This is a genomic window from Pumilibacter muris (assembly GCF_943193045.1).
GTDB classification, from domain to species: Bacteria; Bacillota; Clostridia; order Christensenellales; family Pumilibacteraceae; genus Pumilibacter; species Pumilibacter muris.
On the sequence record NZ_CALPCN010000006.1, the window covers coordinates 99,046 to 115,141 of the forward strand.

A 16,096-nucleotide genomic window follows, 5' to 3' on the forward strand; every position below is an offset into this window, starting at 1 on the left:
GGGCGTCGCTTATACCGTATGGTATAGTAATGCCCTTTTTTTGTTACCTTCGCACAGAGTTGCGGTTTTTGCACGGAATTTTTACCAAAGTTATACCGTTACGGAGAATTAAAATGACTAAGAAGAAAAGACTTTGCGCATCGCTCGTTATGGTGGTTGTGTTTGCCGCAACCGCGTTTTCGACCGCGTTCATATCGCCGCGTGCCAACGCGTCGCCGTCGGATTCCGCAGTGGGTAGCTTTACCGACGTTACCGACAAATACGGTTCGCTTGCTCTCGAAACCGAGCAATTTGCCGAAAGCGTAAAGCGTTTGTCCGATATTGCGAGCAAAGAAAAATACGTCACTTTAATAGCGTCGCTCGACGAACCCACCGTGCTCGATGCGGCAGACGGCGAAAAAGTTGCCGATATTGTGGGCACAGCCAAATATAACGACACCGTAAAGAACATAAAGGCGGCGCGTAAGAATTTGTTGCGCTCGCTCAAAAAAGCTAAAATAAGCTATACTATCGAAAGCGAATACGACACCGTTTTGGCGGGCGTCGCGGTGAATATCGCCACCGAAGATTTCGAGCGTTGCGAAGAAATTATAAACGGTATGGGCGGCAAAGCCATTGTGTCCGAAACTTATTACGCGCCCAAAGCGATAGAATCTTCTGTGCCTAACGCCGCGCCCGCGTCGTCGGGCGTAACCGAAAACAACGTTAAAGTGTATGACACAGGCATATTCGATTCGAGCGACGTGGAATATAAGGGCGACGGCGTTGTTGTTGCCGTGCTCGATTCGGGCTTTGACTACACGCACCCCGTGTTTACCGAGTCGGTGCCTCCCAAAGGTTCCATTTCTATGGATTACAACGCGGTTGCAAGTAGCTTGGGCAGCACAAACGCCGCCAAACTCAGTTCGGGGCTTACGGCGTCGGACGTTTATGTGTCGGATAAAATTCCGTTCGCATACGATTACGCCGATAAAGATTCTGACGTGTATCCGCTTGAAAGCAATCACGGAACGCACGTTGCGAGCATAATCGCGGGCAAAAGCACAACTCCGAGCGCCGACGGTATTACCATTACGGGTGTTGCGCCCAACGCTCAACTCGTTTTGATGAAAGTGTTCTCCGATACCGACACCGGCGCCAAAGCAAGTTGGCTTCTAAACGCGCTCGACGACAGCGTTAAACTCGGAGTAGACGTTATTAACATGAGTCTCGGTTCTTCGGCGGGTTTTGCGAGCGAAGACGACGAAAAGGGGACCGACGAAATTTACGACAGCGTGCGCGAGGCGGGAATAAGTCTTATTACTGCGGCGAGTAATTCGTATAACTCCACGTTCGGTAGCGAGGCGAACGGCAATTTGCCGCTTACTTCGAATCCCGATTCGGGAACTGTCGGCTCTCCGTCTACCTACGAATCGGCTCTCAGCGTTGCGAGCATAAGCGGCGTTAAAACTCCTTATCTTATGTTCGGAAGCCAACCTATATATTATTACGAAGCAAACAATACGGCGGGCGAAGCTTATAACTTTATGGATATGATGCTCAAAGGAAGCCAAAGCGGCACTTTCGAGTATGTGACCGTGCCCGGCATAGGCGACAGCCCCTCGTATATAGGTATGGACGTTAAGGGCAAAATCGCTCTTGTTCGCAGAGGTAAAAACACTTTCGAAGAAAAGGTGCAAGCGGCTTACAGCGCGGGCGCGTCGGGCGTTATTATTTACAATAACATTTCGGGCGATATTCGCATGAGCGTGGGCAATTATCTTTACGACTGGGGAATAGGCTGTATTTCCATGTCGCAAGACGACGGCGAAAAACTTGCCGCCACATCCGCCGGCAAAATCACTTTATCCAAAGAAAATCTTGCGGGACCGTTTATGTCCGACTTCTCGTCGTGGGGACCTACCGCGAGTTTGGGCATAAAACCCGAAATCACCGCTCACGGCGGTGACATTTTGGCTGCCGTTCCGGGCGGATATTACGACAGACTTTCGGGCACGAGCATGGCTTCGCCCAACCAAGCGGGCGTGCATGCGCTCGTTAGACAGTATGCCAAAGAAAAGCTCGGGTTCGACGGAAAACCTAACAATGCTCAGAGAAGAGAAATTGCTAAACTCAGTAATCAGCTTTTAATGTCTACAACCGATATTGCTTACAACGAATTCGGCAATCCGTATTCCGTTCGTAAGCAAGGCGCCGGACTTGCGAATCTTTACAACGCAGTAAACACGGGCAGCTATTTATACGTTAAAGACGGCGACGAAGAACTTGACCGCACAAAACTCGAACTCGGCGACGACCCCGAAAAGAGCGGCGTTTATACTCTTAAATTTACGGTTAAGAATATTTCGAACTCGGCGACTTCGTTCGACGTAGAGGCTCTTGTGTATACCGAAAGCGTTTCGTCCACTCTTACCGATAAAGACGAAACGGTGAGCAGCGAGCGCGCGTATATGCTTTCCGACACTTCGGTTTCCGTGAGCGGCAACGGCGTTTCGGGCAAGCGCGTAACCGTTGCGGCGGGCGGTGAGGTTGAACTTACCGTTGTTCTCACGCTTTCGAAAGCCGCGAAAGATTATCTTGACGCAAGCTTTGAAAACGGCATGTATGTGGAAGGTTTCGTTCGCCTATTATCGACTGACGGCGGCGTTAATCTGTCGGCTCCGTTCCTTGCGTTTTACGGCGACTGGACGCAAGCGCCCATTTTCGACTTGACTTATTTCGAAACAAACCCCGACGAAATCAACGACGCAATAGACGACGAAGACAAAATAAAGCCCGACGCATGGGCTACCCGACCCATTGCGGGACTGAGCAAAGACTATATAGGTTACATGGGCGGCTATTACTGGGTGCAAAATCCCGAAGACGTGCAAATTCCCGCGCAAGAGGAGCACATAGCGCTTACTAACCACGAAAACGGCTTAAATTCGATTTACGCGGTTTGGGCGGGGCTTTTGCGCAACGCCAAAGAAATGGACGTTACCATAACCGACACCGTTACGGGCAGACAGATTTACAAAAAGACCGAAACGAACCAACGCAAGTCTTACAACTACGGTTCTATGATAGGCTACAGCTCGGTAGACGTGAAATTCGACGTTGCCGACTATAATCTTAAAAACAATACGCAATACACTGTGCGTTTAGACGCGCGTCTTGAATACGAACGCGACGGCGCCGACACCAACCTTAAAAACAGTTACGAATTTACTTTTACGACCGACTTCGAAGCGCCCAAAATTACCGACGTGCGCTATTATTCGGAATACGACGACAACACCAAAGAGACGACGTATTACGCGGACATTGACGTGTACGACAACCATTACGCGCAAGCCGTGCGCCCCATATTGTTCAACAGCGTAACGGGGCTTATGCAAAAAGAATATTTCGAGCCTGTGTACGGCAGCAGAAATTCGACAAGCACCGTAACGCTTGAACTTAACGACTATATTGCCAACATGAGAGCGGGCAACAGAGAATTTATTGTGTTCGTATACGACTACGCAATGAACTCCACCGCGTATAGCCTCACGTTGCCGCAAAACATAGAAGCTATCGCGGTAGAAGAGGAAAACGTTACGCTCAGCGTGAACGAAACCAAACGGTTGCAACCGCTTTTGTATCCCGAAGATTCGTTCGACGTTCTGTTGGATTACCGTTCGAGCAACGAAAACGTGGCGCGGGTTGTGAACGGCACCGTTTTGGGCGTGAGCAAAGGCACCGCCACAATCACCGTTTCGAGCAAGGCGTATGCCGACGTTAAGAAAACTGTTAACGTTACCGTGCTCGGCGAGGGCGACGACGGTTACAGATGGTTCGACCGTCCTGCGGTGAACTCGTTCAGTTTGCTCGGGTTTAACATTGATTTCGCGTATTATACCCGCTATTCCGACGAAATTTCGGTAGGCAAGAAAGGCACTACCACGCTGTTCGACACAAGAAGCCGCAAACTCGATTTGTATCCCGGCGAAATTGTGAGCCTGTTCTACGATTTACAGGCGTATTATCCTAACGTTACCGACGTTGTGTTCACTTCGGGCAACACGTCGGTTGCGTCGGTTGACGCGAAAGGCAAAATTAGGGCGCTCAGAAAGGGAAGAGCCACAATTACCGCTTCTGTTTGGATAGACGGAGAGGACACCCGCTCGGTGAGCGCGTCGGTGGATATAGAGGTTCAAGACCCTTACGTTACGAGCGGAGCTTATCTTACCGCTTATAAGGGAATAGGCGAAAATCTTGACGGCAGAGTGGAAATTCCCGCGAAGCTAAACCTTACCACAATATCGCAGTTCGCTTTCTCTCTTTCGCAAACTGTGGATAAGGCGCCCGAAGACATTACCGAAGAGGACCCTTATTACACCACGAGCGGACCTGTGGGCGAGCAGCGCATTGAAAAACAGATTACTGAGGTTGTAATTCCCGAAGGCGTGGAACTTATAGACCAATATGCGTTTGCCAACATGACGGCGCTTAAAAAAGTGTATTTGCCCAAATCGTTGCGGCAAATTAACGCTTACGCTTTTCAGGGGTGTAAAAATCTTACGCACGTTGTCGGGCTCGAAAACGTTAAAATTATAAGCCATAACGCGTTTAACGGTTGCTCGAGTTTAACGAGCACAAGCGCTTTCGACACAAGCACTTCTATAAGCGAATTTAAGCTTACCGACGCAATCGCAATAGGTACGGGAGCGTTTCGCGGCACCGCTATAAAAGAAGTGTTGCTTCCCAAAGTGGAATCGGCGGGCGCGAGCGCGTTCGAAAACTGCAAAAACTTAACGAAAGTTACTTTCGGTTCCAAAATAAAAATAGACGCGTCTATTTTTGCGGGTTGCAATAAACTTACAAAAATAGAAATCAATTCGCCCGTTATATCGGAGGGCGCGTTCGACGGATGCTCTAACTTAACGGAAATAACGCTCGGAAAAGACGTTGCCGAAGTGGGCGCTTACGCGTTTGCGGGAACAAAAATATCGTCGTTTAAAGTTGCCGACGGGAACGCGGTGTTCACCACCTCCAACGGAGGCAGAGAACTTTTGCGCGACGGCGGAAAAACGTTGGTTGCGGTTGCTCCCATAGATTCTGCGGGCGTCACCGTTAAAACTTACGCCGTGCAAAGCGGAGTTGAAAAAATAGGACTCGGCGCTTTCAGTTCGGTGCAAAGCCTCCAATCGGTAACTTTGCCCGAAAACGTAATAATAGACGGTTATGCGTTCTACGGTTGCGAAAAGCTCGACACTGTAAAGGTTGAAAACGGCGGAAGTTTGGGCGACATAGGCGACTTTGCGTTCGCGGGCACCGCCATAAAGGTTATGCCGTCGTTGGGCGGAAGCGTTATAGGCGCTTATGCGTTTGCCGAATTGAATATTGCGAGCGCGGTAATACCCGCAAAAACGGTTATAAAAGAGGGTGCGTTCTTCAATTCGCCTCTTCTTGCGTCGGTTGAATTCGGGCAAGGAGTGGAAATCGGTTCGGGCGCGTTCCAACGTTGCGCCTCGCTTACGAACATAAAATTTGCGGGAAGCGAAGGCGGCGACAAAACTACGGTAGGCAATATGGCTTTTTACGGGTGCGGCAACAAGGGCACTCAGTCGAGCCCTGTTTACAGTCCCGTTACGGTAGAGGGCGCACAATATGTGTCGGAATTCGGAGAAGGGGCGTTCGCTTACGTTCAAATAGAAGAACTTAACCTTTCGGGAGCCGCTAAGCTCGGCGCTTTGGCTTTTGCGGGCAACAAAGCTCTTGTTTCGCTCGAATTGTCGGCTTTGATTAAAACTATCGGCGACGAAGCTTTTTACGGCGCGAGCGCTTTGAACGAAGTTATAGTTTCGGACGGCGTTATAAACGGTGTGAACGTGGGCTCGGGAGCTTTCTGCGGCACCGGTTTAACGGATTTTGCACCGTTTGCGAAAGCCGAAAAAATCGGCGATTATGCGTTCGCGTTCTCTAAGCTTTCGGGCAACGTAAACCTTACGGAAGTCGGCGAAGCGGGAATAGGCGCGTTCGCGGGTTCCGCCGTGCAATCGGCTACTTTAAAACAAGGCAAAATCGCGGCGCAGTTGTTCAGCGGCGCTCGCAATCTTGTTTCGGTGAGCGGGTTCGAAAACGTTACCGAAGTGGGCGCTCAGGCGTTTGCGGGAACGTCTATATCGTCGGCAAAACTCACGTCGGCGAAATATGTTGGCAGACTCGCGTTTGCAAACAACGAAAAACTTGTTTCGGTTGAACTCGGCGAAAATATCGAGGATTTGGGCGACAATCCGTTTGCGCTTACAAATATACCTATGAGCAGCCCGCTGTTCTCGCGCGACGCCGTTACAGACGACGCTTTCGCCCGCCCTTATAAGAGCTATAATTTCGATTTTTCCGAAACGGTTAAAGTTATAGACGGCGCGCTTTACGTTGTTGTGCCGAACGGCGGACTTGAACTTATAGCGTATTCCCGTCTTAGCGACGCTAATTCGTTTACCGTTGCCGAAGGAACCGTGAGAGTTTCCGACTATGCGGCGGCGGGCAATTCCTCGCTAATTACGGTGAATTTGCCGTACACCTTAAAAGCGGTTGGGCATGCGGCTTTCGCGGCGTGCGAAAATTTGCGCGTTGTGAACTTCGGTAGCATAAACGCGCCCATGCTCGAAGCCGAATACGACGAAACGTATGTGGACGAAATCGATTCCGAACACGTTGCCAACAGCGCTCACGCGCTCGGCATGACGGGCAGCAAATATGCTGAGGAATATTTCTCGTCGGCGGAAAACGTGCTGTTCAACAATAACTTTGTAAGCTATGTGGGAATAACCCGCAACCTTACAATGACTTATCCGAAAAACGGCGTTGGCTACGATTCGTATGTTATAGACAACTATTTCGATTTCAAGATTATAGGAGCGGTGGTTGCCGACGACGTTACGAGAAACGTAATAGCGCTTATAAACGACATTCCCAAAAACGTTACGCTTGCGCACGAAGAACAGATAATGGCAGCGCGCCGCGCGTTCAATCAAATTTCGGACAAAGAGCAATCCGCTCTCGTAACGAATCTTTCGGTGCTTGAAAACGCGGAAAAGAGAATACAGTCGCTTAAAGACAACAACGGCGGAAACAAACCCGAGCCTCCGGCGCCCGTAGCGGTTGAAAAAGGACTTTCGGGCGGAACCGTAGCGCTTGTGGTGGTTGTTATAATACTCGGTGCGGCGCTCATCGCAACGGTTACTTTGCTGTTGTTGCCGATAATTAAAAAGAGAGTGCTTGATAAGAGCGAAGAAGGCAGTGAAAATTCCGACGCGAAAAAAGAAGAGCAAAGCGTTCGCGCGGAAGAGAAAACGCAGGAAACTGCGGAGCCCGAGAAAGTTGCGGAAGTTCCCGCAACGGAGCCCGAAACGCACGGCAACGAGGCGGCTGCCACTGTGGAATCGCACGAGGTTGTTCCGAACACCGAAGAGGAATACGCGAAAAAGGTTGACGAAAGTTTTGCGGAAGAATCGGACGTAAAGAACGAAAAGACCGAGCCCGCAGCCGAAAAATCGGCGGCTCCCAAAAAGAGCGGCGCAAAAAAAGGCAAAAGCGCAGCTAAGAAATAAGATTGTATAAATTGTATAAACGGAAACTGAGTTTTGCTCTTTTGGTTTAAGAGTTTCATGGAGGTTAAACGCTAACATAATGAAAAAAGTTACGGCATTATTACTCACGATTGCCTTAGCCGTTGCGGCGGGCGCGCTTTCGCTTGCTTGCGGAAAAAATGAAACTGCCGCTACGGAATATACCGTTACTTTCGAACTTAACTATTCGGGAGCGCCCGCCGCTTCGGTTGTTAAAGTTAAAGACGGCGAAAAGGTGTCGCGTCCTGCCGACCCCGCAAGGTCGGGCTACAAATTCGACGGTTGGTATCTTGACTCCCAAGAATACAATTTCGACGAGCCCGTTAAGGCGAACTTAACTCTTTCCGCCCGTTGGAGTTCCACCGATACTCCCGTTGTTAAAGAAAACCTTACTTTTATTGAAGCCGACGGATTTAAATACGTTTTCGAACGCGGCAGCGCGCCGGTAGGCGTGCAAATAGGAGAGCGGGTTCAGTTTATGATTGAGCCGTCGCCTTTCTATTTGGGCGAGCCGAAAGTGCTTGCGAACGGCGAAGCTCTTTTGCCCGACTCTTCGGGCGTTTACACCGTTACCGTTAGCGTAATTACCGAAATTACGGTGGAAGGGCTTGTTGCCGACACGTCGTTTATGAACGGTTTGGGAACAAAAGAGAAGCCGTATCAAATCGCAACGCCCGCGCAGTGGGTTACCGTTGCGAATATGATTAACTCGCTTAGCGGCAACATAGGCAAACGCCATTTCGAACTTGTGGCGGACCTTGATTTTCGCGGATTTGAAATACCTTGCATAGAGTTGTTTAACGGCACTTTTGACGGCAAAGGGCACACTATAAGCGATTTCGTAATTCGCGTAAGCGAATACGTTTCCACTCCCGAAGACATAAATTCGATTACCGACAGCGTCAACGCGGGTCTTTTCGGAAGAATTGTAGGTGCTACAATCAAAAACTTGAACATAAAAAACGCCGACGTTAATGTGGCGGGCAACAGCGTTATGAACGCAGGCGTGCTTGCGGGCGACGCTGTGTCGAGCACGGTGCGCGGAGTTACGGCAAGCGGCACTGCGGGCTACACCAATACGTTCGCTTACTACACCACAATAGGCGGGCTTATAGGGCACGTTCGCACCGTGTCGGTATACGGCCCGAGCTACGTTTTATTCTGCAATTCGGAAGTTACGGTAAATTCCGATTACCTCGCTTATGCGGGCGGACTTATAGGCGGGCTTTCGGGCGACGCCGAAGCCGTTGCGGCAGTTGTTGGTTGCGCGGCGGTGGGCAACGTTTTGGGCGGCCACAGTTCTGGCGGAATCGCGGGATATATGGGAAGTTACACTTCGGTTACCAACTGTTATTCCACAGGCAACGTTACCGCCGAAACCGACAGCGACATGGGCTCTTCGTCGGCGGGCGGAATCGCGGGATATTTTTCGGACGTCGAAGCGGTGATTGCGAACAGCTTTTCCACTTCCGCAGTTGTAGCGTCCGCGCCCAATTCTTTAAACGCCGTAAGGGGCGATATTTTCGGAGAGCAGGGCAACGGATTTTCGGACGCGGCGCCGTATGCAACGAAATCGGCTGTGTTCGTTTCGTATTATTCGTCTCGCGGCACCGTTAGCGTGGAAAACGAAGAATATTCGTTTACCGACGCCGACGCCGTTCGCGCGCTTTTAGGTTGGAATACGGACAAATGGATTTTCGACGGCGGTTATCCCGTGCCGAAGAGCGACGCTTCGACCGCGCTTTCGCTTTCGTTCACTGTGGATTTAAACGGAAAAACGATTTCGGAAAACGGCGTTAGCGCGAGCGGCTCCCAAGTTTTCACAGTTAGCGAATTTACCGCAGTTATGCACCTTAGCGGAAACGGGCTTGTTCCCGTGAGAACGGGCGTTTTGCTATCGGGCGGCAACGGAGTGTATTCTACGGGAATATATTCTGACGCGGCTTGCGAAAATCCTCTTCCCGCAGCTTACCTTATAACCGATAACGAAGCCGTAAATACGGTTTATATCGGCTTTGCGGATTATTCGCGTTTGAGCGGAAATTACCTCTTTACGCATAGCGGAGTTGCCTACGAGTTGTCGCTTGAACTCGACGGAAAAGGTTCGGTTAATTCGGGCGCTAAGTCGCATGCTTTCGGGTATGGCGTAAGCGGCGACGGAAAACTATTTCTTTCGGGATTGCCCGCGTTTTTGAGTTCCGCCGAATATAACGAAGCTGCGGCGGAGAACGGCAAACTGACTTTCGGAAATATTACGGCTTATGCCAAACACGACGCGGCGGGCACATGGTTTGCCGCCGACGGCACCGAATATGTTTTCGAACTTAACGGCTTGGGCACTGTGGGCGGAGTTCAAACAGAATTTGTTTTCGAAAGTAACGGCGTTACGGTGAACGGAAACACGCTTGTGTTGAGCGCCGACGCTCAAACTCTTTCGGGCGGCTCTTTAACTCTTACCCGCTCGGATATTTACGCGGGAGAGTGGGAAGCGGACGTTTACGTTTCCGACTATATCGAGTTCGACGGCAAAGGCGGATATGTAACTCTCGGCGCCGACGGAACGGAGTCGGGCAGTTATACGCTTGACGGAAATAAGTTGACTCTTACGGCGGGGAACGAGAATTTCGAATTTACGTTCGACGCTCGCGGCTATCTTATTTGCGGCAACGGAATTGCTTACGGGTTAAAAGGCGGCTTTGCGGGAGTATGGACCGACGAAGGTAAAGGCTATTCCTTAACGCTCGACGGACTTACCCGACACGGCTACGGTTACGCCTCCGACACCGACGGCAACAGATATTATTATACCGTTGAACAAGGAAAAATCAACTTTTACAACGGCGGCGCGTTTTCGTTCGCCGCAACCGTTCGCGGCGAAGGTTTGAGCGCAACGATTTCGTTAAACAACGGAGAGCGCTCCCTTAAAGCGAAAAACGCTTTGAGCGGCGACTGGTTCGATTCCGATAAACGCAAGCTTGCGATTTCGTTCGATAAAGCGAAACTCGGCTCGAACGCCGAAGCCGCGTTCGCGTATGCCGACGCCGACACTATCGTGTTCCAAAGCGGCGGCAAAATTTACGTTGCCGTACTTATCGACGGCAATACTTTGGCGCTCGGCGACTCTGAAAATCTTGACGCCGAACCTGTGATTTTCCGCAAGCACGATTCTTTCTTCGGAGAACTTACAAATTCCGACGGTTCGCTTGTGCTCGACTTTAACGGACTCGGCGAACTCGGCGGCGGAAAGGTTAGCGTTAAAACCGCCGATTCCGCGCAAGAATACGCTTATTCTGTGAACGCGAACGGCGTGGCTCAAATAAGCGGTTACGGTAACGTTACGTTCAACGAGGAAACGGGATTGTGGTCGCTTGCGCGCGCGTCGCAAGAACCTGTTGCGCTCGGCATTGTGAACAAATATGCGGGGCAGTGGTCGGTTCAGATGAATACGGGCGCGTCGGTGCTGGTAGAGCTTTTGAACGCCGACTACGAGGGCACGGGCGCCGTTTGGTGGTTTTCCGAAAACGGGCAGGCGTATCTTGCTTATTTCTTCTACAACGACGAACTCGGCGGACTTGACGTTTGCGTGAACGTTCAAACACAGAACGGCGATGAACTTACGGTTTTATTCACAATGGTGGAAAAAGCCGACGGAATGACGTTTGTAAGCGGCGAAACCGAATTGCCGCTTGCGCCTACCGACGACGCTCGGGGCGCATGGTTCGCTTATTCCGCAAGCGGCACCGGAGCTTTGGAATTTGACGGCGTTGGTCTTACGTCTGACTATTATCGCGGACTTTTGAAATATTACAGAACTGTGGTTGATAAAGACCCCGAAGTGTTCCTTTACGACAACGGCTACTACAACGGCGAACGCATGCCTTGCATTTACGCAATATCTGACGGCGGACTTATGCTTTACGCAACTTTCGAGTTTGCCGATAAAACCGCTTGGGAAGACCGCGTTAAAGAGCTTGTGGCAAACGGAATTAAACCCGAAGTTTATATTAACGCTCCCAAATTTTCAGATGCCACCGCAGTTATGCTTGTTAAATTGTTCCATGCCGACGCTTTGGCTACGGTTGAGGCGGAAGATGCCGAAAATGAAAACGTTTATTACGATTTCGGAACGGGAATTGCGCTCGACGTTCGTTACGGCGAGTTCGATTGCGGGTATATGCGCATAATAGAAGTGGTGAACGGCAGCGAGAAAGCTACCGAATACGTTTACCGCACCGAATATGTGTCGGACGACGGCGGCACGTTTGTGTTGTCGGTATACGAGCACGGTTCCGATTTGGAGTCGCCCGTGTTTATGGCTGTTGTAAAAGTGCAAGACGGAAAAGCTACCGTTACTCTTGCCGATTGCGCTACCGCCGAAAAATTGCCTTTTGCCGAACTGTGATAGAATGAACGCTGTTTTCGGTTTAAAAAATAAAAAATTCGGAAAAAGTACGATGAAGAAAAAACTTTTAGTCATGTTAATAATGTGCGCATTGTGCGCGGCGCTGTTTGCGGGATGTTCTAACGTTGTAACGCGCGAAAAGCTCGAAAAGCAATACGGCGACCGTATAACCGTAAAGTTCGAAATGGGAGAAGGTTGCACAATTTCGAGTCAGGATAATATGTCGGTATTCTACTATTATCAAAAGGATTCGAGCGGCGCGGCTCAAATAATTCAGCTGGGCACGGGCAAGCTGTCGGATACGCGTCCCGGAAAGGCGGGGCACTTTCTCGAAGGGTGGTATACGTCGGCCGACTTTGCCGAAAAATGGGACTTTTCGCGCAAAACCGACAAAGACCTTACTCTTTACGCCAAATGGCTGCCTAACTTTAAATATGTGTTTTATTATGTGGACGCAAACAACGAAGAACAAAGAATTTCGTCGGTAGACGTGGGACAGGGCGGAACGCTTTCCGCGTCTGCCAAAGTATCGCGCGAAGGTCACACTCTTTTGGGGCTTTATAGCGACCGCGAGTGCGAAAACAAGTGGGACCATTCCACTAAGCATATAGGAACGGTGGAAAACGGCGAGTCGGTGAATACCGAAGTTAAAGTTTACACCGATTGGCTCGAGGGGGAATATACCCTCGTTAGTAAGCCGTCCGACTTTTTGAGCGTTACCGCAGGCGGAAACTTCTATCTTTTAAACAGTATAGACTTTACAAATTCCGACACCGAATGGAACGGCGGCACGGTGGACTTTGACGGCATTATAGAGGGGAACGGGCACACGATTAAAGGCGTAACCGCAGAATTTCCCGTTTTCGGCGTTCGTACAGCCGAATGGGGAATATTCAAAACTCTTAAAACGGGCGCCAAGCTCAAAAACGTTAAATTCGAAAACGTTACCGTTACAATCGAAGACACCATGACTCAGCCGCGAAGCGTTGGGTTGCTTGCGGGAATAGTGGAAGAAGGCGTTACTCTCGAAAACGTGGAGCTTTCGGGCAAAATAGTTCTAAAAACGGTGGCGCGTCCCGGCAATTATACTATGGGACTGATTGCGGGCGAGTTAAATTCGTCGGTTGCGGGCGTAGTTCGCAGAATAGACATAGACAACCGACTTTCGGGATACGGCTGGCACCTCGACGAAACCGACCCCAACTTTAACGCAATCGTCTTTACGGAGCTATAAAAATAATGCGTTACTGTCGTTAAGCATAAAGAAACTTCTTTAATGTCACTGCGAGCGAAGCGCGGCAGTCCCAAACATATCAAAAAAATAACAGCGTTAAATCGCTTGAAAAATATACGTAAATGGGCTATACTTATAAGGCACCTGTGTTTTTTACGAAAATACACACATAATACTCAAAGCGGAGTTTTTATTCGTTCCGCTACGGGAGGTTAAAAAATGAAAAGAAAACTTACTGTGCTTATTTGTGCCGCAATGGCTTTGTGCCTTGCGCTCGGAGGCTTTGCCGGTTGCACCAAAAACAAGGTGAGCAACGAATCCACCGCGTTCGTTATTATGAGCGAAGAGCTCGACGGCGTGTTCAATCCGTTTTTCTACACTGCGGGCGCCGACGGCGAGGTTGTGGGCATGACGCAAATTGCAATGCTCAACTCCGACGACAAGGGAGAAGTTGCCTACGGCAACAACGAGCCCACCGTTGTTCTCGACTATACAACGTCGTTCCAAGAGGGGAACAGCCAAAATAAGTTGGGACGTTACGAAAACGGAAAGTGGACGGGCGAAACCACATATACTTTCGTGCTTAAAAACGGCATAAAATTCTCCGACGGCGTGCCGCTTACCATACGCGACGTGCTGTTCAATATGTACGTTTATCTCGACCCCGTTTACACCGGTTCCACCACAATGTATTCAACCGACATAGTGGGACTTAACGAATACCGCACTCAAAGCACCGCCACAACCGAAGAGCAAATAGAGGCGGCTGCCACAAATAAAGCGCGTACACGTCTTACAAACCTTGTGAGCGCCGTAACGACAATAATAGAAGACGGCAAGCCCTCGCAAGGAAATCCCGGCGTTGTATACACCATTTATCCCGAAGACACCATGCGCGAGGCTATTATTAAAAAACACGGCGCCGAGCATCAATTCGTTAAAGATTACAACCGCATACGCGAACTTTTCCGCAAAGAAGTGGAAAACGACTATAAAGGAGCAATCGAGGCTTACAAAGACGCGCCGTATCATTTTAACGACGTAGAGGGATTTATGTATGCCGAAGGTTTCGTAGAGTGGGACAAAAAGACCGAAACGGTTAAGAACTGGAACTACGACCGTGAAAAAATAACCACGCGCGAGGCGGCAATAGATTACGTCGAGCGCGCTAACATGCCTAATAAATTTGCCGAAATAGCCACGTCGTGGGGCACGGCGGGAGAAATCCTTACCGAATTTATTGCCGAAGCCAAAGAAGAAACGCTCGGCGGCAGCGGCGACAGGAGATACAAAAACATAAGCGGTATCACCGCTCTCGACGGAAGAGATACCTCTACCGTTACCATGAACGGAAACACCTACAACGTTGCCGCGCTTCCGAAAGGCGACGATATGGGCGACCTCAATTCCGACTGGTCGGTTAAAGACGGCAACAAATATCAAGTTCTTCAAATAAAAATCAACGGGGTAGACCCCAAAGCTATTTGGAACTTCGGTTTCACAGTTGCGCCTTTGCACTACTATTCCGACAGCGAACACGTTACGTCGTTCTCGATTGAAAACGACAGTTTCGGTGTGCAATATTCGTCGCTCGACTTTATGAACAACGTTCTTAAAGGCGGCAACAAGGTGGGTGTGCCCGTAGGCGCGGGTCCCTACAAGGCGACCGACCGCAACGGCAGCGCTAATCCCGAGCCGGGCGCGTTCAAATCCGACAATATCGTTTACTTTACCCGTAACGACGATTTCCTTATGGGCAAGCCGAAAATCAAGCTTATTCGCTATCAGGTTATAAACCAGTCGCAAAGCATAAACGTTGTTAAATCGGGCGCGGTGCACTACACGATGCCGCAGGCAACGAGCGCTAACATGAACGAAATCGGCAGCGACAAAAAGGTGCTCGAATACGTTCAAAACGTTCAGCTCGGCTACGGCTATATAGGCGTGAACGCGGGCAAAATTCCCGACGTGAATTTGCGCAGAGCTATTATGAGCGCGTGCGACACATCGCTTTGCATGCAGTACTACACGAACACCGCGCAAAAAATAGCGTGGCCTATGAGCAAAGTTAGTTGGGCTTATCCGAGAATAAATCCTGACGACGAATACAGCTACGACGACAATTTCCGTTATCCTTACGGAGCTACCGACGCCGAAACGCAAGCCACCGTTTTGGACTTTATGAGCAAGGCGCACGTTGTTAGCAAGAGCGGAGTTGCGCTCAAAGTTACGGGAAAGACGGGCGACGGATTAGACCAATACGAAGACGCGTATTACAACGGCAAGCAACTTAAATTTACGTTTACAATCGCGGGCGCAAACCTTAGCGAACACCCCACTTACAACACGTTTAAAAAAGCTGCCGATATTCTCAACGCTTGCGGTTGGGATATAGACGTTCGCGCCGACAACTATACTTTAACTAAGCTCGCTACCGGCGCGCTCGACGTGTGGGCGGCGGCGTGGAGCAGCACGATAGACCCCGATATGTATCAAGTTTATCACCGCAACAGCAAAGCTACCAGCGTGCTTAACTGGGGATACCGCGAACTCAAATCGGGCAATTCGTCTAACGGATTCGGAAAAGGAACTCTTACCGCCGACTATAACAACATAGTTGTGCCGCTCAGCAAAACAATAGACGAGGCTCGCAAATACGACGACAGAGCTAAGCGCACAGAGCTTTACAGAGAATGTCTCGAATACGTTATGGACCTTGCGGTTGAACTTCCCACATATCAAAGAAACAACATTTATTTATATAATAAAAATATAGTTGACGGCAGCTCGCTTAACAAGAGCGACAGCGCGTTCACAAACCCGCTCAGCCGCATTTGGGAAGTAAGCCTAAAAGAAAATTAA

At 49.9% G+C, this 16,096-nt stretch carries 4 protein-coding genes; all 4 read left to right on the forward strand.

The window, feature by feature from the left end:
* Positions 1-113: 113 nt before the first annotated feature.
* Positions 114-7,580 carry a leucine-rich repeat protein gene (locus NFR62_RS08005; protein ID WP_251617190.1) on the forward strand — a complete coding sequence of 2,489 codons (7,467 nt, stop codon included), beginning with the start codon at positions 114-116 and terminating at the stop codon, positions 7,578-7,580.
* 79 nt (positions 7,581-7,659) lie between these two features.
* Positions 7,660-12,000 carry an InlB B-repeat-containing protein gene (locus tag NFR62_RS08010; RefSeq protein WP_251617193.1) on the forward strand — a complete coding sequence of 1,447 codons (4,341 nt, stop codon included), beginning with the start codon at positions 7,660-7,662 and terminating at the stop codon, positions 11,998-12,000.
* 52 nt (positions 12,001-12,052) lie between these two features.
* Positions 12,053-13,234 (forward strand): InlB B-repeat-containing protein, encoded by a 1,182-nt coding sequence (locus NFR62_RS08015; RefSeq protein ID WP_251617195.1) that lies wholly within the window; start codon positions 12,053-12,055, stop codon positions 13,232-13,234.
* Between the two features lie 219 nt (positions 13,235-13,453).
* Positions 13,454-16,096: an ABC transporter substrate-binding protein gene (locus NFR62_RS08020; protein WP_251617197.1), complete on the forward strand. Its 2,643-nt coding sequence runs from the start codon at positions 13,454-13,456 to the stop codon at positions 16,094-16,096.